This is a genomic window from Streptomyces sp. NPDC055287 (genome assembly GCF_053646035.1).
The window spans coordinates 1-22,637 of the sequence record NZ_JBSHNE010000053.1; the positions used below are offsets into that span (position 1 = coordinate 1).

The window sequence follows — 22,637 nt, forward strand, 5'->3', positions numbered from 1 at the left end:
TCACAGCGAGTTGGTTACAAGTCTCGTCCGGAATGCTCATACCACACCAACGAGCTTCAGGACGGGAAGCAACACCTTGATTCCCTGCAAGCCCTTAGCTGGTCGCCGGGCCTACGCACGGCGGGGGCCGCAGGATCGGCCGCGTCGTTCCCGAGCAGGACCAGTCGGTCGAACGCGGTCCGGCCATCATGCAGGCAGGGACAGATCTCCCTGTCGCTCATCCGCGCCCGGCGTACGAGCAGGGGCCCTGTCGGCGGTGGAGTCGAGGGCAAGGGCGCTGGTGCGGCGCCCCGCCAGGGCGTTCACAGGCGAGCGAGAGCCCGGAACGAGGGCCGACGGCACTGAGTCATCCGGCGGAGGCACAGACTTTCATCGCCCGCGGCTCAGTCAGCGATGTCCACCCCGTATCCGCGTGCCAGGGTTTCGCGGCCGTGGTCGTAACCCTGGCCGACGGCGCGCAGGCGCCAGACGGGACCTCTGCGATAAAACTCGGTGAGAAGCATGGTGCGTTCGGTGGTTGCGGCGTCCAGGGCGGCCCTCGTGAGCGGTGCGCCGCTGCCGCCGAGGGCGGCGGCAATTTGGATCGCGCCGACGTTCCCAAACGTGGCGGGCCCGTCGATGGCCGCGGCAACGACAACCTTCCGGGTCGCGGGTGGCAGGTACGCGAGGTCGACGCCGATGGTCTGCTCGGCCGGACCACCGGTGAGAAGCCGTACGGTGCCGACTGGACTCTCGGGAGCACCGTAGAAGATGAAGTCCTCGTCAAAGGTGACCTGTTCTTCCTCGTCGAGGACGAAGGCGACGACATCGATCTCGCAGTCGGCCTGCGGAGCCCCGCTCCCGGTGATGTACCACTCAGGCGCTGAAGGCCCCTGCGGCATGGGCAGATCGATGACGCCGCCCCTGGGGAGTGCGTGCGGCCGGGCGGTTGGTCTGTCTTGGGCTGCGGTGTTTGGTGTGGTGAGCCAATGCTCGTCGTGTTGGGGGAGTTCAAGGGCGGTGATGCGTTGGGTGCGGCGGTCGTTCTCGCCACCGGCGAGGAGTACGACGTCGGTGACGCCGGCCGACAGGTTGTTCGGCGCCGAGCACCCACACCCGTCTTCCCGCCAACGGCTGTTCCGAGGCGCCGTCCGGCGATACGCTCCCGGCGTCTCCCGGCCGGCGCGGGGCAGGGACGGATACGGGTGAGGGCGCCGCCAGGAGAACAGGCTCTTCTGGGACGGGCGCGCCCCAAGGAGGGGTGGCCGTGGGTGGCACGATTCCGGCGCCTGGGCTCTTGTCACCAGTGGCTCGCGAACAGAGGACACGACGGCAGCCTCGTGAGTTGTCCCAGTATGAACCTCGCTCAGCAGCCGAAGAAAGGTGAGCCCGTCGACGACCGGCACGCCTTCAGCGGCGGGCCCGTGCAGTGCCTGACGACGCGCTCCAGCGAAGTAGACCTATATGGACTAGGCTGGGAATATGACGACAAACACGACAAACATCACGCACTACACGGTCAAGTCCGGTGACACGCTCACGGCCATAGCCGCCAGGTTCGGGACGACAGTCGAGGAGCTCGTCAAGTGGAACAACATTCCCAACCCGGACCTCATCAAGATCGGGCAGCAACTGATCGTCGCCCGAGCGGACTCGCCTCAGGAGACCCGCTACACGGTCCAGTCCGGTGACACACTCACAGCCATAGCCGCCAGGTTCGGGACGACAGTCGAACAGCTCGTCAAGTGGAACAACATTCCCAACCCGGACCTCATCAAGATCGGGCAGCAACTGATCGTCGCCAAATCGGCACCGATGGCGGCCTGACGAGAATGCTTCGGCAGTGGGCGCGGCGCAATCGCCGCCGCCTGCTCACGCTGTCGTAGCGCACAGGCACTCGCAGTAGACAAAGTCGGGTGAGTTGGCCCAGAAGGTAAGGAACGACCAGGTCTGCGCGCCGACGATGCCATCGACCGTAATCGCGGCGGACTTCTGGAATCTCTTGGTCGCGGCTTCGGTGACCGTACCGAAGGAGTCGTCCGCGTCGGACTCATTCTCCGCCTCGGAGTGGCCAACCACCGTGGCGGCCTTGTCCTACGCAGAGTGCGGAGCGGGTACGGCCGATCCACGCGGCTGTACGGGAGGGCACGTTGGCACAGTCCGCCCTGAGCACGCTGCTCGAGGCTCTGGAGGAAGCAGCACAGGAGCCTGCATCCACCATCAGGTCACACCCTCGATGGTCTCATCTGCGAATGGTCACCGGTGCGGCCCATCTCGGCAAGCACCTGACAGGTCACGCCCCTGCTGCCTCGTCCAACGGGGGTGGTGAGACTCGGAGGTGACCGGTCCGTCGAAGGGCGTGCGCGCCTGCAGGCAGCGATACAGCTGCCCGAACACCCGAACCTGATACAGGCAGTGGTGCGGGCAGGCGGCCAGCAGCGAACCAGCCTGGACGGGCAAGTGAAAAAGGGATCTGCAGGGAGAACCGCCGGGCGGCGTCCAGGTTGAGCCCGTCGACCACGGACTCGGCCGATCCCGTGGCGGGCTGACAACCAAGCACCATCTGGCCGTCGAGCAGGGCCAGAAGGTCCGTCGCTGGTGATCACCTCTGGGGCAGCGGCATGACTCCCCGCAGTTCCATCGGTGCTGGAGGCAATCAGCGTGCTGCGGCTGGGTCCGCGACGACCGCGTACCAAGCGCGAAAGGGTCCGGGCCGACAAGGCCTACGGTTCTCGCGCCAACCGCGCCAACCTGCGCAGGCGTCGCGGCCCTAACCGGCTGACACGCCACCGCGCCGTCGCGGCCAGGAGCGACAAGCTCGCCGTCCGCTACAAAGCCACCGTCACCATCGCCGCCATCAACGAACGGCTGTGACCAGAGAGAAATGCCTAGACCTCGGGAAGGGAAGGATCGGGCGTCCAGGGAGATGGTGCGGTGATGGACCAACGTTCGTGGTCGCGCCAGGCCCCGTCGATATAGAGATGGGCGGGCGACAGACCTTCGTAGCGAAAGCCCAGGCGCTGGACCAAGGCCAAAGACGCCTTGTTTGCCGGCTGAATGTTCGCCTCCAGCCGGTGGAGCCGCAGGTCGTTGAAGGCGTGCTGCAGGGCGACGGTGAGCCCTTCGGCCATGTAACCCCGCCCCGCAGACGGGACGAAAGCCGCATAGCCGAGGGACGCGCCCTGGTAACGGCCCCGGATGATCGAGTTGATGTTGACCATGCCAGCAGCTGCACCGGTCTCCTGAACGCGGATCACAAAGCCCCGGTTAGTGCCGTCGCCGAAGCGGCGCATCCACCCCTGGAACTCCTCCGCGGTCGCGGGCAGCTGCATCCACGGCAAACGGAGCTCGGTGCTGGCCCTCACGAGCGAGCAGAACTCATCCTGGTCGGCGAGGGTGAGCGGGCACAGTTCGACCCGTGACGGCATATTGGACATGGGCCAATATTAGGGCCCCTCTTCTGAACAGAAGATCACATGAGTGATCCACTTACGGACACTTGCTAAAGCGTGTTGCAGAAGGCTGTGACTGGGCAGGTCAGGGCCGGGGTCGTGACCGATCTGCAGTTCCTCGCGTTCGGCGTTCTCGCCGGATCTCTTGTCGGGCGAAGTTCCGGATGCATCCCGCTTCGGTGAGTGCGTGGATCTGCCGGTCGAGCAACTACCCCTTGATGGACATGCGCGCGTATCCCACGGGGACGCCGGTCCGTACGGCAGGAACGGGGGCGAGGAGAACGGCGTCGTCGTCATCCTGGGGTAGCCGCACCCGCCAGATCGTTCCCAATGGGGACACCGGTCCCTAGAAGGGCCCGCCCGGCCAATGCGGCGCAAGGTGGCACCAGTTCGCATCAGCTGCGATAGGGCGAGGGGGTGCGCAACGCCGATCCGCGACACCATCGAGCGCCGCACCCCGCCGAACTCACCGCCCACCGCGACGACGCCTCCGCTCACGGGGTGCTGGGGCCCCCGGCGCACAGTGCGTGGTCGATCAGGGCGCTGGCCTCGTTCTCCTGCTCCAGTATGTGCTCCAAGGTGTCGCCGCGAGCCTCGGACATGGAGACCACGGCGCTTCGCCTGCCGTCGTCTGTGACACCGTTGAGAGTGATGTAGCCGCCGTCCCCGCCCTCGTGGCTCCAGTAGGTTCCTCCGCAGCTCAGGGGGCGTTCGACCAGGCCGAGCCCGTATCGGCCGCCGGGCCACAGCTGTTGGACCTCGGCGCTCACGGGGACGGTCTGCTTCATCTCGGCCAGTTGCCGGGGCTGTAGCAGGCGGCCCGCGAGCAGCGCGCGGAAGAAGTCGTTCTCGTCCTGTGTGGTCGTGACCCACGAAAGGTTCTCGTAGTCCACCGGTATCTGGTCGGTTACGTCCACCACGGAATCGGGGCCGAAGAGCTGGTAGGCCTGGGCGTGCGGCTTGGGCAGGGTGGGCGAGGTGCCCATCCACCGGGTCTGGTCGAGGCCGAGCGGGCGCAGGATGCGGTCTTTGATCTCCTGGTGGCTGGGTTGACCGGTGGCTTTCTGGATGATCATGTCGAGCAGGACGTAGCCGGTGTTGGAGTACGCCCACCCCTTGCCGGGCGGGAAGTCCGGCGCGTGGTCCATGGCACGGGCAACCAGCTGCTCGGGCTCGTAGACGTCGTGGCGCTGCTGGTAGTACTCCTCCGACGTGGTGTATCCGGGCAGGTCGTCGTGGATGCCGCTGGTGTGCTGGAGCAGTTGGCGGATGGTGATCCGGCGGCCGTCGTTGCCGTTCCCCTGCACCGCTCCTGGCAGCCAGTGGTCGACCGTGTCGTCCAGGGACAGCCCGCCCTCGGCCTCCAGTTGGAGGACCACGGTGGCGACCAGCGTCTTGGACGTGCTGGCCATGCGGAAGTAGCCGTCGGAACGGACCGGGCGGCCGGTGTTCAGGTCGGCGGTCCCACTGGTGGCGACCGACTGCCGACCGTCAGGCGCGATCACGCGGGCCTGCACACCGCTGACACCAAGGGCGTGGATCGCCTCGGTGTCCTGGCGTAACTGCTGCACAGGGGAGGGACCGGCGGGCTGGGCGACGGCGGTGGCCACCTCGGCGGCGAGCAGCGTAGCGACACCGAGTGCCACGGCCAAGTGCTTTCGCAGAGTCGAAGTCATGCCTGAACGCTAGTTTCGCCCCTCAACAGGCCGCGATCCGGCGAACCTCAGGATCGGAAGGGGGGCTATCCCCCAGCGCGGGCCGTAACCAGTCTGGCGTCGACCTCCCGGGCGCGGTGTGACGGTTCTCGACCAAGCCGGCACCGCCGGGGCCTGCTGGACGGCACTGTCGCCGAACGTGACGACCCGGGTGGCGTCCAGCCTGACTCCTCCGACGAGCACCGGCTTGTTCGAGGGGCCGCACTGCGTGCGGGCAACCTGCCACTTCCGCCGCTCTGGCGCGTTTATGGCTGTACCACCGCCTCACACGCCCCTACCATCACCCGGATGAGCCAGACGGCGGTTCCTCCCCAGTCGGCCCGTCCCCCGGATCCGCACCTGCTCGGCAAGGCGCCCGTCGACCCCGCCGTCAGCGAGGCGGGACGGCTGCTGTGCGCGGGGGCGTATCTCGACCCCCGCTTCCGGGACCGGGTCATCGACGAGCTGTACGTACACGACGAGCGCGTCGTGGCGCCGAGTTACGGCATCGACGCGGCCCGGGTCCTCGCCCACGCTCTGCGTGCCCGGCGCGACGAACTGAGCTGGTCGGCCGCCGTGGTGGGGGTGTGGGTGGGAGCCGCCTTCGCCACCGACGGCTGGTTTCCCACCCGGTTTCTGCTGCCCTGTCTGCTGCTCAGTGGGGCGGCATGGGCCGTCAGGGCCACACGTAATTCTCCGGTGATGCGCGTGCCGGCCCGGCTGCTCCAGCTGTACGCCCGGCTGCTTCTGGGTTTTCTCCTGCTGACGACGGCCATGGCGCCGCTGATCCGGGCGAAGGAAGGCCTGCTCGACAGCTGGTTCGTCGAGTCCGTCCACTGGGGCGTCCGTACACTCGATCTCCAGTTCCGGCTGCTGCCGCTGGAATGGCAGTACAAGCTCTACTTCGATCCGGACGACGACACCTGGCTCCAGTCGCCCTACGTGACCCTCGGTCTGCTCCTGCTGCTCGCGGTGCTCGTCGGCCTGCGGAACGAACGGACGGCCAGGACCATGTCCGGGCCGCTGGCCCGGGAGCACTACGCGGACCTCGCGCGGGATCCGGCCGAACGCTCCCCCGGCCCGCGCCTGCGTCTCGTGCAGGAGCTCATCCGCGGTGAGCAGCACTGGCCGCTGGTGATGTACGCGACGGCGAAACCGTTCTGCGGCGCGGGTATGCCCTTCCGGCCCTGGCACCTCTCGGTTGAGCTCAGGCCCCGCACCGACCTCGGGCCCGAAGAGCCCCAAGCCGTCGGCAACGAGGAGATTCTGCGCCGTGTCATCCCGCTGGTGGAGGCCTTGCGCGTGCCGTCTCCGCACGGTTCCCCGCGGGTTGCGGCCGCGGTCCTGGACCGCCTGCGCGAACTCGTCGTCGACGAGTGCGTGTTCCTGCCCGTCAGCGGACTGCGTCGGCGGGAGGACGTGCCGGTCGGCGCCGATGACTTCGAGGAGCACCGGGCGGGCGCCATCGAGGAGGGCGGCGAGAAGCGCCGGCACTTCCTGCGGATCCGGGTCGGCGGCTGGGACGAGGACATCGTCATCACCGTCTTCGTACGCGTGCACACGCAGGGCGGCATGCTGATGCTCGAGGTCGCGCCGCATGTGCTGCGGCCGGTACAGAGAACGTTCCAGGAGGCGGACGACACCGCCCAGTGCTTCGGCCGGGATAATGCCGTCGCCCTGTCGCTCCGGGCCTTGGCGGACACGCCACAGGCATTGACGGCGGCAGTGGCGGCGCTCGGGCGTGGCCTGGTCAGCGGCTGGCACGCGCTGACCGCCGTGTCCGCCCGGGTACGGCCGACCGGGCCCGAGACCGCCGTGCGGGAGCTGGGCGCGGACCCCGATGCCTCGCTCTTCCAGGCGATGGACGTCGACCGTTACCTCAAGACCATTCAGGACCGGGTGGCGCGCGGCGTGCAGCTCGCGCTGTACGAAGCCGGCTGGCAGACCACCGAGTTCGAGCAGAAGGCCGTGAACCTCGGGCAGGGCGCGGTCTACATCCAGTCGGTGCACAACAGCGCGGTCGGGATCGGTGACCGCAACACCGTCAGTGCGTCAGCCGGCGCGGCTGACGGGGAGAGGGAGCCCACGCGTGCGAAGACCTGAACCGGAGCGGTCCACCGAGCGTGTCGCCCGCCCTCCGGCCATGGCCGGCAGCGCGTTCGCCGCCGGGGGCAACGCCGTACGGGGAGGCTGACGTGGCTCCGCCCGCAGCCCGGTGGAACGCGGGCAGCCAGCGCTGGGAGTTCCACGACCGGGACTCTGCCACGGCATCCGCCACGTCGGACGCTTCCGGTCCACCGCCACAAACCACCGCCGAGACCGTGGCGCGCGTCCCGTCACCGTCGCCGCCATCATCTCCGTCGCCGTCGCTGTCGCCCGGCGCGAACGGCGACGAGCCCGGCGCGGGCGCCGGCCACTCCGGTTCACGGCGGCCGCTGACCCCGCCGCCGGTACCCCGCCAACCACTCCCGACGCGGCCTTCCGTCGGTTCACGCGCGGGGCTGCCGACTCCGCCCCCGTTCGCCCGCCTGGTGGCGGTGATCGGCCTGGTGACGCTCCTCGTCGCCGCCGGGCTGTGGCTCGTGTCGGGCGGTGACGACACATCTGGCGGATCTGGCGACACCTCCCCGACCGCCTTCCCCACCGAGCTCCCGACCTCGCCCAGCGGCTACCGCGTCGCCGACGGTCCCGACGGGTCCGTCATGGCCGTACCCGCGGACTGGTCGCCACGGCTCAGGGGCGGCACCCAGGTCCACGAAGCGCGGGATTTCGCCTCGTACGTGGAAGTCGGCCGCACGACCGGACTGATGAGCAATCTCGAAACGGTGCGGGCCTTCTCGCAGGGGGTGGCGTCGGTGTGGCCCGGATACGTCGAGAACTCGATCGCACCGGTCGGCGAAGGGACCGAGGCGGCGGCCGAGGTCGACTTCGAGTACGACACCTCGGGAGGGAGTCGGCGGCGCGGCCTCTACCGCGTCTTCACCGCGCCCAACGGCACGACGTACGAAGTCCAGGCAGCAGGTCCGAGCGTGGACTGGCCCCGTCAGCGAGAGGTCATGGACACGTTGCTGTCGACGTTCTACGTGCCGAGGGCCTCACCCTCTGGCGTTCGGGATCCGGTGCGGCGTTGACGCGGTATTGATCGCGGAACTCGGTCCTGATCCCTACGGTGTGACATCACACGAGCCAACATGGACGGCCGTTACGGAGGCTCCGTGCCCGCTCAGATGAAGCTAACAGCGATAACACTCGACTGCCCTGATCCGCTGGCCCTGTCCGATCCAGCGGGTCGACGACTACAAGGCTCCGCGCTGGCCCGGCCAGACCGTGCCACAGCAAGTCCACCTCGACTCTGCGGTCGACGATCTCGACGAGGCTGAGACCTTGCTGCTGACATCGGGCGCGGTCAAGCCGGAGTACCAACCGGGCGGCGACAGATGGCGGGTCTTCACTGACCCGGCCGGGCATCCCGTCTGTCTGACCAGAGGCTGACTGCCTGATTGCGCACGCCCCATCGGGTCCTTGGGCGGCCGAAGCGGTCGGCGTGACGATGAGGAGAACGATGTCGGTCTTGGCCACGAGGCGGTTGACTTCCGCATCATGACGTCCGGCCGGCAGGATCCGGTGTTCTGCGTCACGGCTTGCTGCCAATGCGAGGCCGGCGATGCCGACGCCGCTCTTGATATGAGCCTCTTGGTATGACATGTGCCCAAACGGATGCGCTACGTGTGCGCCGCCACGTGCCCGCGTACAGGCTCAGGGTGAAATCCCAGCCTCGAACAGGAGCACCCGTATGCGCGCACGACCGGTCGCTGTCGGCATTGCCCTCGCCGCTCTGGCCTCGTTGACTATCGCCGCCGCCCCGGGCAACGGCGACGACGCCCACCACCAGCTCGACACAGCGGCGGCGGCCAGCGGTGCATTCCACGCACCCAAGCTCGCGGCCGCCGCCGGCTTCAAGAGCACGAACGAGTGCGTCAGCCACCCCACTCAGGGTGGCATGGGCTACCACTACGTCGACCCGGCCAACATCGGTTCCCTGCACCCCGGGCGCCCCGCAGCCGTGATCTACGCGTCGGACAAGACCGGCAAGCGCCAACTGGTGGCGGTGGAGTACATCGTCCCGGACTCCGACCAGAACCCGAAGACCACCAAAGACCGCCCAAAGCTGTTCGGTCAGAAGTTCGACGGCCCCTTCAGTGACATCCCCGGCCTGCCCGTGCACTACTCCCTGCACGCCTGGCTGTGGAAGCACAACCCCAGTGGCCTCTTCGCGCCGTACAACCCCCAGGTGAAGTGCCCGTGATCCATGCGTGCGGCGCACATTGAGCCGGAGGCCCTGATGATCTCCCGTCAGGGCCTCCGGCCGGCTGCGCCTCGGAAGACGCGCGGCCGTCACCGCCGTGTAGATCCGTCCTCCCGTTCCGCGATCCCCCGGACTCCGGACTCCGGACCATCCACGCCGAGCGGCCCCTGTCGCCAGTGGCCCGCCCCTGGTGGATCCCTGGTCGTTCACTCGCCTCTCTTGACCTGCTCCCTGCTCCCTGCAGCTCGAGCGGCAGATCACTCCCGCCACCCCCACCCGGCCCACCCAACCCACGACACCGCAACCGCTAGCGCAACCGGCCATCGCCGCCCCATCGCCCCGCAGTCGATCCCGGAACTCGGCGGAAATGATGCGTAGTGCCCGCTCCCCCGTAGCGGGCACTACGCGAGCTGAAGGACAGCCGACGCGCGCTCTCTGAGGCGGTAGCTGCGCCCTCCGTCGGACGCTATACCTCGCTCCTCTTGCCGGCGCCCGCCTGCCACGTGCGCCCCATGGCTCGAAACAGCGCCGGATATACGCCCACGTACCGGAAGGGCTTGATGCCCGCCATGTACAGGGCGCCGAACAGCCCGTTCGGCTTCACCAGGACGGCCATCTGGCCACGGTAGCCGCCACCGGCCTCGTCCGGGACCCAGCCGATGTGCATCACCGCGTGCACGGTCCGGTTGGCCACCTCGGCCGCCCACTCGTCGTGCAGTTGGTAAACGGAGGTGAACGGGACAGAACGGGGGTCGGGCCCCCGGGGACCCTCGCGGAGGTCCGCCGGCAATCGGTCGCGCAGCGTCTGAACCCGGGCGCCGATGCCGACGCCGGACTTGTCCCAGCCGAGCAGCGCCCCGAGCTTCCAGCGGATGGCGAAGAGCAGGCGGTACACGGGGGACGAAACGGTTGTCCCGTCGCCCGCGCCGTTCGCGATCTGGCGCACCAGGTGCGGGAGGTCGTCAGGGCCGCCTGGTGTCGGTAGCACCCACACGTCCTCGACGTGGAAGTCACCGGCGATCTCGTGGATCCGCCAGGGACGGGACGTGTGAGCGGTGGTGGGGAGTCTCATGTGCAGGCCCCTATCTATACGATGCCGTATAGACAAGGCTAGGTCCATCTATACGGCTCCGTATAGATAGGGAAGACGTGACGGGAGACACATCATGGCCATAGCCCGCACGCCTCGCGGCAAGTGGATCGAGGAGGGGCTTCGGGCACTCTCCACCGGCGGACCCGACGCCGTCCGGATCGAGTCGCTGGCGCAGGCGCTCGGCGTCAGCAAGGGTGGCTTCTACGGGTACTTCCGGAACCGGGACGCATTGCTCACGGAGATACTCGACACGTGGGAGCGCGAGGTCACCGAAGCGGTGATCGAGCGGGTCGAGAGCGGCGGTGGAGACGCCAAGGCCAAACTGGGGCGGCTGTTCACGATTGCCGGGTCCGGCGACAGGCCGATGACGGGCACGGTCGCCGAACTCGCGATCCGCGACTGGGCTCGGCGCGACGAGGCCGTCGCGCAGCGCCTCCGACGCGTCGACAATCGGCGGATGGAGTACATGCGCGCCCTGTTCGCCTCCTTCTGCCACGATGAGGACGACGTCGAGGTCCGCTGCATGATCACCTTCTCACTGCGGATCGGCAACCACTTCATCGCCGCCGACCACGGCAGTCACAGCCGAACCGAGGTACTGGAGCTGACCAGGAAATGGCTGCTGAGGTAGCGACTGCCACCGGCCCCCGGCACTGACGCCGACCGCCGCACGGCAGATCCGCGATCACCAGCGCCCGGCGGGCGGCCTCGGACACCGTGTGTACGAGCGGGAGCAGTTCGTCCACCGTCACCGGCAACGACGTCGTGTCGCCGAAGACGTTGTTCGACGCCGAGTCCCCCGTCAACAGCACCGGGATGCCGGCCTCGTCGAAGGTCGCCGCGATGTACACGTCGTACGCCGTCAGCATCGCCCACTTCTCCCCGCGCTCCTTCATCTCGCGCAGTGGGCGATCCGGACCCGCTTCGGAGCCGGGGCGGTTGCGGTGGTCGACGGCATCGGGCTGCGGATAGACGTCGGAGTCCCCGGATTCACCAAGAGACGCGGGGCGGCTTTGTCCCGAAAGTGGATCTCATCAGGTGTCGAGTGGAAGTTCCAACAGCTCCTCTGGAGGCTGGAAACCGAAGCTCTGGTAGAGCGGGGTGCTGCGCTCCGACGGCCAAACGATCAAGCCCTCGAGGCCGGCGCTGCGTGAATGCTGCTTCAGCGCCTCAAGGAGCGCCGAGCCAGCTCCCTTGTTCCGTTGTGACGGCATGACAAAGAAGTTCGTGACATAACCGAACGGGTTGTTGTCCTCGTAGGGCTCCGGCATCCGCTCCACCAGACAGAGGAAGACGTGACCGCAGATTTCGCCTTCGGTCTCCGCGACCCAGACCAACCAGTGGCCGGCGCTGAGCCGATCGCGGATCCAGTGCTCTGCCTCTTTCAGGGGCCGCGCCGGAACCGGTGGCCGCCCTTCGTGGTCCTCTTGCTTGAACCTCCAACGCAGTTCGGCCAGGCGGCCCGCATCGGCGGGTCGGGCCGACCGCACGGTGAAGTCTGTGGTCATGGGGCGAGTTTCCCGGTCGCACCGCAGTGGGGCGAATTGTTTTCCGTACCCGGAAATAGCCATGGGGTGACGGCCGCGACGAGCACGGTGGCTTCATGGCAGACGGCGAGTTTCTCGTAGCGGGTGGCCACGGCCCGGTGTCTCTTGAGGCGGGTTGATGCCACACTCCACCGCGTGACCCTCACGGGAGGCGGTCTGGTCGAACGTCGCCAGACGTCCGGCGCGGGCACCGAGCTTCTTGCGGTTGCGGGCGTGGTCGTCGTTGTCCGGGGTGGTGCAGCGGATCCCGCGTCTGCTCAGGTAGGCACGGGTTTGCGGCTGGATCTGCTTCGGTACGGGCTCAAACTGTAGGCGTCCCCGCAGGCCTCGGCGTCGTCCGGGCCGGCGGCAGCTTGCCGTTCTGCCGGAAGTTTCGGTTCATGTCCTGCCTTCACCAGCTCGAACTTGCTTCCACCGACCGACCGGGATGAAGGAGACGTACGCTCCCTACAGCCGACTCAGCGTTTGCATCGCATCCCGCTCTACGTCAGCAAGAGCGTGGAGCACAGTGCCGGCCTGGGTGAGGTGCTTCGCGTCGCCGGATTCGCCTGCTGTTGTGATCAGCGCGGCCACTTCCGTCCACAGGGTCGCGGCCTCGGCGTACAGCGCCTGGCCAGTGCGCAGGCGGCTGTTGTCAATCAGCTGGGCGCACTCCCCGAGGAAGTCCCGGTAGAGATTGCGGAACAGGGCGCCGCCAGTGCCGGCCTTCTCCATGAGGAGGGCAGCCTGCGGAAGGTCCTCTCGCGGACTGTCCGTGCGTCGCAGCCACCCCTGCACCTGTTCGGCGGTCTTCTCGATGCCTCGGTAACCCAGGTTGGCGATCGGCGGATTGAGGAAGGCGTCGGCGCAGGCCTTGATCGCGGGAATTATCTGGTCCTGGGGCGAGGGCAGTTCACCCGGTCCAGTGATGGTGAAGGACCGGTTCTTGGCGGTCATCGGGCCGCGCTCGGACCTGGCCGTGGCCAGGCTGGTGAGGCTGGTGGACACCGCTCCGCCCTGCTGGTCGGTGTCCACCAGATAGGCCTCCTGTTCGTCGTAGCCGTACATGGCCACGACATGGCCGCCGAAGTGCACCTTGGCCCCGAAGTAGTCCAGGTGGTAGCTGTCGAGCTGAATGCCGACCGGCCGGCCCGCATCGATGGGGGCCGCCACGTTCTCCCATGCCTTGCGCGGGGAGACCGTCTCCTTGACCAGCAGCTCCAGTCCGAGTCCGGCGGTCAGATTCCTGGTGAGGTCGAACGGCTTCACCCGGCCTCCGAGAAAGGGAAAGCCCATCCCCTTGCTGTCCCAATAGATGAAGGACAGACCCGAGCCCAGCCCGAACAGCATGGGTTCCGACAAGTCCATTCCTTCATGCCGCAGCAGCACCCCCAGCGCTGTCGTCTCGCAGTGGCGCATGCCGCGAGCGACAGTGTCCTTCACCATGGTCATGCCGCGCCCTCCTCGACGGGGACGATCAAGCGGGTGGTCAGTTCCTCCGGCGGTGCCTCGCCCGGCCCGACGAGATAGACCTCACGCACGGGTGCGTGCGGTCGCAGTCCACGCTCGTGGATGGCGGAGAACAACGCGTTGTAGGCCAAAGGCAGCTGGGCATAGGGTCCGATGTGCACGGTCTCTGCCACCAGTCCGCCGGGCAGCACCTCGATCTCCAGGCCGGACATGGCTGTCTCCCGCGGCGTACTTGCCCCGATGGCGATCTGCATCCGATCTCCCACGTCGAGTGGGTACAGCCCCCACAGCGGCGGCTCCCACACGGCCCCTGCCCCGCTGAGCGCTACCAGCAGCCGGCCTACGCACTCGCCGACCTTCTCCCCCAGTTCGGCAGGGGCGCAGACCGCCCGCACCACGGCCAGCCACCGCTCCGGTTCCCTGCCCGTGCTCACCTCGTAGCCGGGCAGGCCACCCTCCGCCATCCGTTCCAGCATTCCGAGTCGTGTCTGGTCCCGGCTGATCCGCTGAGCCAGCCGATCACGCTCGGCACGCAGGATGCGCGCCCTGGACGGGGCCTCGGCGGCCAGGGCCTCGGCGATCACTGCCAGTGGCAGGTCCATATCGCGCAGCAGGGCGATGGTCAGGGCATCGCGTGCCTGCTCAGGGGCGTAGTAACGGTAGCCCGTGCCGACGTCCACATGGGCTGGAGCCAACAGTCCTGTTTCGTCGTAGTGCCTCAGTTGCTTGACGCTCAGCCGGCACAGGCGGGCGAAGCGGCCAATGGTGAGGAGTTCATTGCGCACGTCATCATGGTGGACCCTCCCCCCGTGGGAGAGTCCACCACCGTTGGTCCGGACCGGCCTCGCTGCGGCCTGCGGGAGCGCTACGCCGGGCGCCAGGTCGTCGACGGCAGCTGGCGTGGCTCATGCAGTGCCGGGCGCCGCGTTCGCCATCACCCACGCCGGAGCCGACCGCTGGTTCAGGCTGAGCTCACAGAACATCGCTGCGAAGAGGACGACGCGGGTATCACGCCGGCGTGGACAGGGCCGCGACGTAGTCGGCGAGGGCCGCCGCGGTGCCCGCGAGGGGGAAGCGGGCGCCGAGCTGCCCGTCCGGGCGGACGACGAAGCGCCGTCGGGGCGGTAGAGCCGGGCGAACTCCCCTGAGGCGTCGCGGTATCCCGGGACGGGCAGGGCGTCGGGTACCGTCCGCGCGGCTTCGCGGGCGAGCACGGCGACGGTCTGCAGGCCGGTCCCGGCGCCCGGGCTGTCGGGGTGCCCGGGCCGCCGTCGGCCCTGAGCCGTATCCCGGCCGCCCCGGATTCGGCGGCCTTGGCCAGGTCGGCGGTGTCGGCCGCGTACAGAAGCAGCATGTGCCCCGCGCGGCCGCGCAGGATGTCGAGCAGGCGCAGTGGGTAGGTGGCGACGGAGGCGGTCAGGCCGGTGCAGTCCGGGGCGCGGTCGCCGGGCTGGGGCGCGTCGGCCGGCCCGTAGGGGCTGTGGGCGAGGGGGCCGCCCCGGTAGCCGACGAGCAGTTGGGCCTCGCGGAGCATCACGGTCCGCGGATCGTCGGGGTCGGTCTCGATGCCCTGGGTGGCGTGCCGGACGGTCCGGCCGACGACCTCTTCGCCGACCGGGCGGCGTTCCGCGTCGTAGCTGGTGAGCAGGGCGGGCCGGGCTTCCTCGCGGACGACGAGGGCGATTTTCCAGGCCAGGTTGCACGCGTCCTGAATGCCGGTGTTCATGCCCTGGGCGCCGGTGGGCGGGTGGATGTGGGCGGCGTCGCCCGCGACGAACACCCGGCCGTCGCCGTAGCGGTCGACGATCCGGTGGCTGATGCGGAACACGGAGGACCAGCGCATTCGGGAGAGTGTGGCCGGCCTGGGGGCGAGGCGGTCGACGACGGCTTGGACGTGGGACAGCTCGGGCCCGCGGCCGCCCTCCAGTCCGTGCGCCACGCCGTTGCCCCGTGCCGGTGACCCGTCCGTCGCCCGGGTGGAGAGTTCGGGCGGGACCAGCGTCGACATGCGGTAGCGGCCCGCGCCGGGCAGCGGGATGCAGACCAGCACGTCGTCGGTGGAGCCGTCGGCGGCGCGGTGGCTGGAGCGTACGCCGTATCCGTGCGGCAGGTCCCAGTCGGCCTCGACGTCGGCCAGCATGTACTCCTCGGGGAAGGCCCCGCCCTCGAAGGTGAGGCCCAGCCCCTTGCGGACGGTGCTGTGCGCACCGTCGCAGCCGACCAAATAGCGGACACGGACCTCCTCGGCGGCGCCGGAGGCGTACGCAGCCGGGCAGTCACCCCGTCGGCGTCCTGGGTGAACGACAGGAGCTCGGTGCCGCGTTCGATGACCGTACCCAGCCCGGCGACGTAGTCCTCCAAGAGGCGCTCGGTCTCGTACTGCGGCAGCGCGGCGAACCCGTAGGGCACGTCGGGCGGCAGCACGAGGTCGATCCGCGCCTGCTGCCTGCCGTTGACGTAAATCAGCTGGCCGCGCAGCGGAACGGCAGCCTCCAGGGCAGTACGGGCCAGGCCCATCCGGTCCCAGATCTCCAGGGTACGCGGCTGGATGCCGACCGCCTTGGCGTACGGGAGACGGGCCGGCAGCCGGTCCACGAGACGGCAGCGCACTCCGTGCCGGCGGAGTTCGGCGGCCGCACTCAGCCCGACCGGGCCGGCGCCTGTGATCAGTACGTCGGTTGTGTGGGGATGTGCCACGGGTGCCTCCCGGTGCCTGCCTCCGGACCGGTCTCGTCTCTCGTACTTCATGGTCGCCCGGCGGGGCGATGGCGGCGAGCCGGGCGCGCCCCGGACGGTGAGGCCGTACGCCCCTTTCCCGATGCGTGGATGCCGTTGCACGGCCTGAAACAGTCGGCACTGTGACCCGCCCCGGCCGGGCCGCTCCTCTTTCCGCCACGGCTCGCTGCTGGCTGTCCCCGCGCGGACGTGAGGCCTGCCGGCCGGAGCCCGACGCCTCCGGCTCGACTCCGGCCAGGCGAAATGGCGCCGAGCCTCACCGCCTGCTCACCGCACTCCGCGCCTCAGCCGCCGATGTATTCGAGGGCTACTCGGGCGAATCCGGCGGCGTTGCGCGGGCAGCGCCACCGCTCCAGCAGGTGCGGGGCGGTCAGGACGCTCTCCTCGTTCCGGAGGTCGTCGTCATCGTCATCGTCCTCGAGGGCAAGGTTTCCGAACCTCACCGTCGCGGGGTTGCTCAGGACCTCCAGCGCGCCGGGAAGTCGGTCCAGATGCAGATCCATGTCGTCCTCGAACGGCTCGAAGGGATGCTGTTCGTGCTCGCATACGTGTCCTCCGTGCGCGCGTGTAACCGCTGTGAGCACGTCCATCACCGATGCCTCGACATCGGGTCCCGGGCCGCCCCAACCGACGTACGGGGACAGGGCGACCAGGCCGAGGGTCCACAAGAGGGCTTGAGGGCCTGTCACGTCGGCGCGGAGGTGGCGGACGCACCGGAAGACCGCCTCGTCCTTGTCGCCGAGGTAGTACCCGTGCCGGAGAGAGTCCCAGTCGGCCACCAGGGCAGACCACTCGTCGGGGGTGCCAGGCTGGGCTGGTGGGGTCAACGGGGTCTGTGAGGTGATGCTTTCCATGCCCTGTACGACGGCACGAAGAGTGCCGCGGTTCCCCACGCTTGTGGCGGCGAATTGCCGCAATGACCAGGGCATCGCGGGCAACAGTCCTGCCCTCGCCGCGGTGCGGCAGTCGTGTCCTGCTGGTGGGTCACGATGTAGCCCGTACGGATGAGTGGCGCTGAGGGTCGGGCTGCCGACGCGGATGGTGGCGCGCACCGGGGACATCCGCGTCTTCGCACTGGTGCGTGTGCCGACGCGCCCGACCTGACCGGCCGGCTCAGTCGTTCAGGCGCCGCTTGCCGAACTCGCCGGTGACAGCCGGGTCCCGGTGGTCGAAGAACTGAGAGGTCCCGGTGTCCAGGGTGGCGATGGACGCCATCTGGTCGTCGGTGAGCTCGAAGTCGAAAACGTCGATGTTCTCCGCCATGCGGTCGGCCCGGACGGACTTGGGGATGGTGACGATGCCGCGCTGGATCAGCCAGCGGAGCACAACCTGGGCCACTGACCTTCCGTGGCTTTCGGCGATTCCGCTCAGGAGCGGGTGAGTGAACAGGTTGTTACGACCTTCGGCGAACCCGCCCCACGACTGGATCTGGACCCCGTGCTCGCGCATGACCTCCTGGTCGGCGGTGCGCTGAAAGAACGGGTGGGTCTCGATTTGATTGACCGCGGGCGTGACGTCGTTGTTGGTGCTGAGGTCGACGAGCCGGTCGGGGTAGAAGTTGGCGACGCCGATCGCTTTGGTACGGGCCTCGCGGTAGAGGTCCTCCATGGCTCGCCACTGGCCGTACACGTCGCCGTAGGGCTGGTGCATCAGGTACAGGTCGACGTAGTCCAGGCCGAGCTTGTTCAACGACTTCTCAAAGGCGCGGACGGCGTTCGCCTGCGCAGGCGCGTCCTGGATCCACAGTTTGGTGGTGACGAACAGTTCCTCGCGCGGGACGCCGCTGTTCTTGAGCGCGCGGCCGACGGCCTGCTCGTTTCCGTAGGCGGCGGCGGTGTCGAACAACCGGTAGCCGGCGGCAAGGGCTTCGGTGACGGCTCGCTCGGTCCGCTCCGGTGGGATCTGGTACACGCCGAATCCAAGGACCGGCATCTCGACGCCGTTGTTCAGGGTCACATTCTGCACGGGATTTCCTTCTGCGCGGGATGAAGTGGTGAGCACTGGTCGGAGGAACCGGCTGGTCGGCGTTCGAGCATCCGCAGGCCTGCTTCCGTAGGGGTGGCTCCGGACTCCGGAGGAAGGCTGGTCAGCCTGTCGAGCTGTTCGGCGGTCAGCCGGGGGATCGTGCGCGTTCTGGACGCGCATGGAGCCGGCTTCGTACATGAAGGTGGCCCGCACGGGGACATCTCGCTCTCTCGCCCGCCTCCACCTGGAAGAGGCCGGCGGCGAACTGCCGACCGAGCCCGGCATTGTCGTACACCAGGGCGAAGACCTCGGGCGATGGGTGCGCGCGCAGCGGCTGGGCTGGGACAAACTCACCACCGTGCAGCAATGGATGTGCGAACACGCCCTCGGCATCCAACCCGCCACCGAGGACGAGAAACCCCAGCCACGCACCAGCCAAGCGGAAAAGTGGGCCATGCACCTCACCGCCGCCCAGCAGTACTACGAACGCGAAGGACACCTCCGGGTCCCGCGCAAGCACATCGACCGCCTCCTCCACCACTGCGAAGTGATCGCCATCAACGGCCACAGCTACCGGCTCAAGAACCGACTCAACGCAGGATCCAGCTCCGGCCCCGCCTGATCGACGGCTGCCTCACCGCCACAAGCCCGGCCCTCAACCCGCCGACCCCACCCTGAAAGTCTCAGTAATGGGGTTCCATCAGCTCGGGGTCGGTGCCGCTGCCGGGTCGCCAAGCCGCTTCAGCCGGCCGGCTGAACACTCCTGGCGTCGTCCGTACCAGCGCCAGCGTCGTCACCCGCATCGGCACCGGCCTGCTTGCTTCCTCGTGGCTGCTCGCGATCCGCCGGTACGGGGTCAGGCACGGCCGCGAGCGGCGTCCTGGTCCGCCCCAGCCAGACCAGCAGGAGACAGAGCGTGCCGGCGAGCGCGGGCCAGTACACGTACCGGTAGTCATTGGCCGGAGAGGTCGGCAGGTAGCCGAGGATGTAGAGCACCGAGCTGATGCCCATCGCGCGCACCAGCATCCGGAACGGCCCCCGGCCCGGCCAGATCGCCATCACGAACCCGACGGCCAGCCAGAACCATCCGGCGAAGAGCAGCGGCATGTCCCGGTACGAACCGAGGACGTAGTAGCTCAGCATGGCCTTGCGGCGCACGTCGGGCGCGTCGATTCCAGGGACGTCCATCTGGGAGTTCTGGAACTGGTACCTGCGAAGTACGCGTCGGACAGCTTCTCCTTCCGCGTCCCCTGGGCCATGCACCGCTGGGTGGTGGCGACCATGTTGTTCTGGAAGTCCGGCGTCGTCGCCGCCTCCCCGGCCGCCTTCCGTACCTCTTCCACGGGGAGTACGTGCACCAGGTCGTCCAGCATGATTTGCGCGTACTGACGGGTCTCGGCCGGCCTGGCGACGACGCTGACGACACTGCTCATGACGGCGATGACGGCGACGAGCGCTCCGGTGGAGATCAACCACCTCCGTCGGCCGGGCGCGGGCCACAGGGCGCGTACGAGCAGGATGAAGACCGGAATTCCGGCCAGCAGCGCGTTCTTGCGGACCAGGATGGCGTAGCCGATGAAGAGGACCCCGAGCGCCAGCAGCACCCAGCGGGTGCGAGAGCGGTCGGCCGCGAGGCTCTGGGCGACGAAGACGATCGCGCAGGCGGCGAGGAGCGCGAACGCCATGTGGACGTCTTTCCACACCACGCCAGTGAAGTTCATGATGTGCGGGGCCAGCCCGATCGCGAGGACCGCCAGGGAGCCTGCCCGGTTGCCGGTGCGCGCCCAGACCCGCCAGGCGACGACCCACAGCGCCGCCCACAGGACGGCGGACTGCAGGGCGGCCATGGCGGCGGGAGTGCCCGTCACGTCGATCAACGCGCGCCACAGGAGCGCCATCACGGGCGGATGCCAGTCGTGCATCGGCTGGGTGCCCAGGGCCTGCTCGAGCTGGGAGATGCTGTCCCCGCTCAGAAAGCCCGGGGAGAAGACGAGATAGGTGCCCATGCCGCAACAGGCGACGACGGCGGCGAGAGCCCAGGCCCAGAGCGGTCGGTCAGCCACCTTCGAACGCAGCCTTCTGATCGGTCGCACGGGTGTATCGGCTCTCATGCGGCCAAACCTAGCAAGTCGGGTAACAGGCGGCTTTGAAGACATTTGGTGGCGTTGAAGACATCAGTCGGCCTACCTTCTTGCTCGGGTTGATCGAGCCATTCGTAGGGTTGGGTCACCCAGGGTTGCTGGGTGTGGTTATCAGTCGGCTGCCGTCTCGTGGCTTCCCAGGCTTCGCCGCCCGCCACCCCACGACGACTCGGCCGCCGATTAGGAAGTGCGAACAAGTCGCTGTGTAGAGCAATGCCGGCGAGGTCGTCCGTGGTACGAACTACGCCTGGACCGCACTGCGCAGGCGCTGGAAGAAGCCGATGCCGCTGGCGAGACGGAACGGGCGCGCGTGCTCCAGGAGGCGTCGTGGCAGACCCGTTTCGAGTCGCTCCTGGACCTGGGGGACTCTGAGCAGCAGCAGGTCGCGGCCGAACTTCAGGCGCTGGTGGCCGAGCAGCAGGAACTCGCGGCCCGTCAGGGCGTGGCGGGCAACATTTTCCACGGCCCTGCCGCTGTGCAGGTCGGAAACCACAACCAGCAGGAGAATCGCTTCCACATCGCAAGCTATCTGCCTGCTCCCGTGGGCCCTCGGGTAGTCGTCCAGGTCTCCAGCTGCGCTCCTGTCTGCGATCTGCCCGACGGCAGTCGGGACCTGGGCGATCATTTCGTCAGTGTGGAGGTGGTCAATACGGGTGACCAGCCGATTGCCATTACCAGCTGGGGCATTGAGTTCCCGGTGATCGGCGCATGTTCGTCATGCGGGGCGAGAACCGGGCAACTCCGCTCCCCCACGTGCTCGCCCCCGGTGCCCCTCCCGCGCGGTTCCTGATCCGATCCGATGAGCTGCGGCGGGTAGAGCGCCAGTCGGCGTCACCGGCCGTGAGCCAGCCTCCGCCCACGGAGCGCCGGTGGTCTCCAGCACGCGACCGGCGAGCGGGCCACCCAGGAGTCGGACGATCACGGTGGTACCTCCATCCGGCGGGACTCTCCCATCCCACCCCTTGTTGGGGCTCGGCACCGGAAGGACAGCACCGGGGCGCCGGCGACTTCCCTCCGGCTCCGCCGCCGGGCTGACGGCGGCGAGGCGCGGCGGCCCGGCCGACGCGCAACCGGCTGAGCGCGCCCCGGCCCCCGGCTGCGGCCGTGCCGCCCATTCCGCCCGTCCCATTCTCCTTCACTCCATCCAGGGGACATGGGCGAAAGCGGCCGTAACGGGGATGTCAGCGGTCCGACCACGGCGAAACCGCGTGCTGACCTGCACGGACACGCAGACGCTCCTGCGGGGCGCGCAACAGCAGGCGCAACCCGTGGCGCAACATCCAGCGCAACCGACAGGCGCAACCCCTGTCGCAACCTCGTGCTCCTGATCGGCCGAAGCGTTCCGGTCACGCGGCCCGGACGGCTCGCCAGGCTCGGGTCCTTTGCCGGAACTCGGAGCGCGCCGCCGGCACCGAGGGGACGGTCTGCCCGTAGGGGTGCCACCGCAGCCGTACGGACAGGAGCGACAGGCGGCGGCGCAGCGCGGGGGGTGTCGCGGGGGCGGGGTGCGGCGAGCGCGTCGTAGGTGGTGTTCCAGGCGGCTTGCGTCTGCACCAGGTCGTCGGGGAAGTCGGTCACCGTCCATACCGGCATTAGATTGCTTGTTCGATTTAGTGACTTCGGACACGCCCGTGGTCGGGGTCGCGCCGGGCACGGTCGGGCCTGTGGTCGCCCCCACCACGTCGGTCCGGCCCGGCCCTCGGCGGCACCCGGCGGGGTGGTCACTCAGCCTGGGTGCGCGCGGCCTCAAGGCAGTCCAGGCGTTCGTAGAGGGCGCGGACGAGGCGGGCGCGGTTCTGGACGCAGCGCACGGTGCCCTCGATCGTCACGGACAGCCGCCTTTCCGCCTCGCGCAGGACGACGTCGGCGAGCGCCCGGGGGCCGCTGTCCTTCGGCAGTTGAGCGGCGAGGCGGCGGACGTCGGAGGCGACGGCGCGGGCGTGGCCGGTGAGCTGGAGGGCGATCTGCTCGTAGTCGCGTTCGGCCAGCGCCTCCGGACCGGTCCAGGCGAGGACGGCCTTGACGAGGCACACGTACGGTTCGCGGTCGAGGGGAAGCTCCGCCTCGATCAGGCCGTCGGGGGTCGTACAGGACCGTGTGCGTGCTGGTGTACATGGCGGGCCTCGCTGCTGGGGCGTCGTCGCGCGGGTGGCCGGCGGTCACCGCTGGGGGGCCTCGCTGCCGTCGGCGCGGTCGTCCTGGTCCTCGGTGTGCTGGGCGAGGAAGCGGGCGAAGCCGCGGTCCGCGCGGGCGAGCAGGTCCGGGGAGGGGACGC

At 68.7% G+C, this 22,637-nt stretch carries 20 protein-coding genes and 5 pseudogenes; 8 read left to right on the plus strand and 17 right to left on the minus strand.

The features are described 5' to 3' along the window. Positions 1-383 precede the first annotated feature (383 nt). Positions 384-881: a TerD family protein gene (locus tag ACWIHY_RS36355; protein ID WP_454380737.1), complete on the minus strand. Its 498-nt coding sequence runs from the start codon at positions 879-881 to the stop codon at positions 384-386. Positions 882-1,461: 580 nt separating this feature from the next. On the opposite strand from ACWIHY_RS36355, the gene ACWIHY_RS36360 reads away from it, so the two are divergent. After that, complete coding sequence (locus tag ACWIHY_RS36360) at positions 1,462-1,806, plus strand: LysM peptidoglycan-binding domain-containing protein (RefSeq protein WP_454380739.1); 345 nt, start codon at positions 1,462-1,464, stop codon at positions 1,804-1,806. A gap of 45 nt (positions 1,807-1,851) precedes the next feature. Here the strand turns inward: ACWIHY_RS36360 and ACWIHY_RS36365 are convergent, their stop codons facing one another. After that, a complete protein-coding gene (locus ACWIHY_RS36365; RefSeq protein ID WP_454380741.1) occupies positions 1,852-2,058 on the minus strand; it encodes a peptidoglycan-binding domain-containing protein in 207 nt (68 codons plus the stop codon). Between the two features lie 564 nt (positions 2,059-2,622). Here ACWIHY_RS36365 and ACWIHY_RS36370 point away from each other — a divergent pair. Then, on the plus strand, positions 2,623-2,853 hold the full coding sequence (locus ACWIHY_RS36370) for a hypothetical protein (RefSeq protein ID WP_454380743.1): 231 nt from the start codon (positions 2,623-2,625) through the stop codon (positions 2,851-2,853). Between the two features lie 14 nt (positions 2,854-2,867). On the opposite strand, the gene ACWIHY_RS36375 is transcribed toward ACWIHY_RS36370, so the two are convergent. Both ACWIHY_RS36375 and ACWIHY_RS36380 read right to left on the minus strand, forming a co-directional pair. Beyond that, positions 2,868-3,416 (minus strand): GNAT family N-acetyltransferase, encoded by a 549-nt coding sequence (locus ACWIHY_RS36375; RefSeq protein WP_454380745.1) that lies wholly within the window; start codon positions 3,414-3,416, stop codon positions 2,868-2,870. A 509-nt stretch (positions 3,417-3,925) separates the two neighbouring features. After that, positions 3,926-5,107, minus strand: coding sequence for a serine hydrolase domain-containing protein (locus tag ACWIHY_RS36380; protein ID WP_454380747.1), 1,182 nt, complete (start codon positions 5,105-5,107; stop codon positions 3,926-3,928). A gap of 327 nt (positions 5,108-5,434) precedes the next feature. Between ACWIHY_RS36380 and ACWIHY_RS36385 the strand changes: the two genes are divergently transcribed. From ACWIHY_RS36385 to ACWIHY_RS36400, 4 genes and pseudogenes are all read left to right on the plus strand, one after another. Beyond that, positions 5,435-7,228, plus strand: coding sequence for a hypothetical protein (locus tag ACWIHY_RS36385; protein ID WP_454380749.1), 1,794 nt, complete (start codon positions 5,435-5,437; stop codon positions 7,226-7,228). A gap of 92 nt (positions 7,229-7,320) precedes the next feature. Then, positions 7,321-8,256: a hypothetical protein gene (locus ACWIHY_RS36390; RefSeq protein ID WP_454380751.1), complete on the plus strand. Its 936-nt coding sequence runs from the start codon at positions 7,321-7,323 to the stop codon at positions 8,254-8,256. A 96-nt stretch (positions 8,257-8,352) separates the two neighbouring features. After that, positions 8,353-8,617: pseudogene (locus tag ACWIHY_RS36395) on the plus strand (VOC family protein). Positions 8,618-8,918: 301 nt separating this feature from the next. Then, positions 8,919-9,431, plus strand: a complete 513-nt coding sequence (locus ACWIHY_RS36400) for a hypothetical protein (protein ID WP_454380753.1) — start codon at positions 8,919-8,921, stop codon at positions 9,429-9,431. Positions 9,432-9,897: 466 nt separating this feature from the next. Here the strand turns inward: ACWIHY_RS36400 and ACWIHY_RS36405 are convergent, their stop codons facing one another. Next, the gene (locus ACWIHY_RS36405; RefSeq protein WP_454380755.1) at positions 9,898-10,503 is read right to left on the minus strand and encodes a DUF2867 domain-containing protein; all 606 of its coding nucleotides are present in this window, start codon (positions 10,501-10,503) and stop codon (positions 9,898-9,900) included. A gap of 94 nt (positions 10,504-10,597) precedes the next feature. On the opposite strand from ACWIHY_RS36405, the gene ACWIHY_RS36410 reads away from it, so the two are divergent. Beyond that, positions 10,598-11,155, plus strand: coding sequence for a TetR/AcrR family transcriptional regulator (locus ACWIHY_RS36410; protein ID WP_454380757.1), 558 nt, complete (start codon positions 10,598-10,600; stop codon positions 11,153-11,155). On the opposite strand, the gene ACWIHY_RS36415 is transcribed toward ACWIHY_RS36410, so the two are convergent. The 7 genes and pseudogenes from ACWIHY_RS36415 to ACWIHY_RS36445 all read right to left on the minus strand — a co-directional run bounded on the left by ACWIHY_RS36415 (position 11,082) and on the right by ACWIHY_RS36445 (position 18,221). Next, positions 11,082-11,420 (minus strand): 3-methyl-2-oxobutanoate hydroxymethyltransferase, encoded by a 339-nt coding sequence (locus tag ACWIHY_RS36415; RefSeq protein ID WP_454380759.1) that lies wholly within the window; start codon positions 11,418-11,420, stop codon positions 11,082-11,084. The genes ACWIHY_RS36410 and ACWIHY_RS36415 overlap by 74 nt on opposite strands. A gap of 138 nt (positions 11,421-11,558) precedes the next feature. Further along, positions 11,559-12,032 carry an N-acetyltransferase family protein gene (locus tag ACWIHY_RS36420; protein ID WP_454380761.1) on the minus strand — a complete coding sequence of 158 codons (474 nt, stop codon included), beginning with the start codon at positions 12,030-12,032 and terminating at the stop codon, positions 11,559-11,561. Between the two features lie 486 nt (positions 12,033-12,518). Beyond that, positions 12,519-13,502: a BtrH N-terminal domain-containing protein gene (locus tag ACWIHY_RS36425; RefSeq protein ID WP_454380763.1), complete on the minus strand. Its 984-nt coding sequence runs from the start codon at positions 13,500-13,502 to the stop codon at positions 12,519-12,521. Beyond that, positions 13,499-14,305 carry a MerR family transcriptional regulator gene (locus ACWIHY_RS36430; protein ID WP_454380765.1) on the minus strand — a complete coding sequence of 269 codons (807 nt, stop codon included), beginning with the start codon at positions 14,303-14,305 and terminating at the stop codon, positions 13,499-13,501. The genes ACWIHY_RS36425 and ACWIHY_RS36430 overlap by 4 nt, the downstream gene beginning before the upstream one ends. A gap of 176 nt (positions 14,306-14,481) precedes the next feature. Further along, a pseudogene (locus tag ACWIHY_RS36435) lies at positions 14,482-16,268 on the minus strand (FAD-dependent monooxygenase). Positions 16,269-16,540: 272 nt separating this feature from the next. Then, complete coding sequence (locus ACWIHY_RS36440; RefSeq protein WP_454380766.1) at positions 16,541-17,110, minus strand: hypothetical protein; 570 nt, start codon at positions 17,108-17,110, stop codon at positions 16,541-16,543. Between the two features lie 259 nt (positions 17,111-17,369). Further along, positions 17,370-18,221: an aldo/keto reductase gene (locus tag ACWIHY_RS36445; protein ID WP_454380768.1), complete on the minus strand. Its 852-nt coding sequence runs from the start codon at positions 18,219-18,221 to the stop codon at positions 17,370-17,372. 520 nt (positions 18,222-18,741) lie between these two features. Here ACWIHY_RS36445 and ACWIHY_RS36450 point away from each other — a divergent pair. Then, positions 18,742-18,843: pseudogene (locus tag ACWIHY_RS36450) on the plus strand (ATP-binding protein); the annotation flags it as partial. A gap of 119 nt (positions 18,844-18,962) precedes the next feature. Here ACWIHY_RS36450 and ACWIHY_RS36455 read toward each other — a convergent pair. From ACWIHY_RS36455 to ACWIHY_RS36475, 5 genes and pseudogenes are all read right to left on the minus strand, one after another. Then, positions 18,963-19,409: a hypothetical protein gene (locus ACWIHY_RS36455; RefSeq protein ID WP_454380770.1), complete on the minus strand. Its 447-nt coding sequence runs from the start codon at positions 19,407-19,409 to the stop codon at positions 18,963-18,965. After that, positions 19,358-20,284: a glycosyltransferase family 39 protein gene (locus ACWIHY_RS36460; RefSeq protein ID WP_454380772.1), complete on the minus strand. Its 927-nt coding sequence runs from the start codon at positions 20,282-20,284 to the stop codon at positions 19,358-19,360. Before ACWIHY_RS36460 ends, ACWIHY_RS36455 begins: the two co-directional genes overlap by 52 nt. Before the next feature lie 319 nt (positions 20,285-20,603). Then, complete coding sequence (locus tag ACWIHY_RS36465; protein ID WP_454380773.1) at positions 20,604-20,879, minus strand: hypothetical protein; 276 nt, start codon at positions 20,877-20,879, stop codon at positions 20,604-20,606. Between the two features lie 829 nt (positions 20,880-21,708). Then, a pseudogene (locus ACWIHY_RS36470) lies at positions 21,709-21,955 on the minus strand (hypothetical protein). A 128-nt stretch (positions 21,956-22,083) separates the two neighbouring features. Beyond that, positions 22,084-22,477 (minus strand): annotated as a pseudogene (locus ACWIHY_RS36475) (DUF6415 family natural product biosynthesis protein). Between the last annotated feature and the right edge of the window lie 160 nt (positions 22,478-22,637).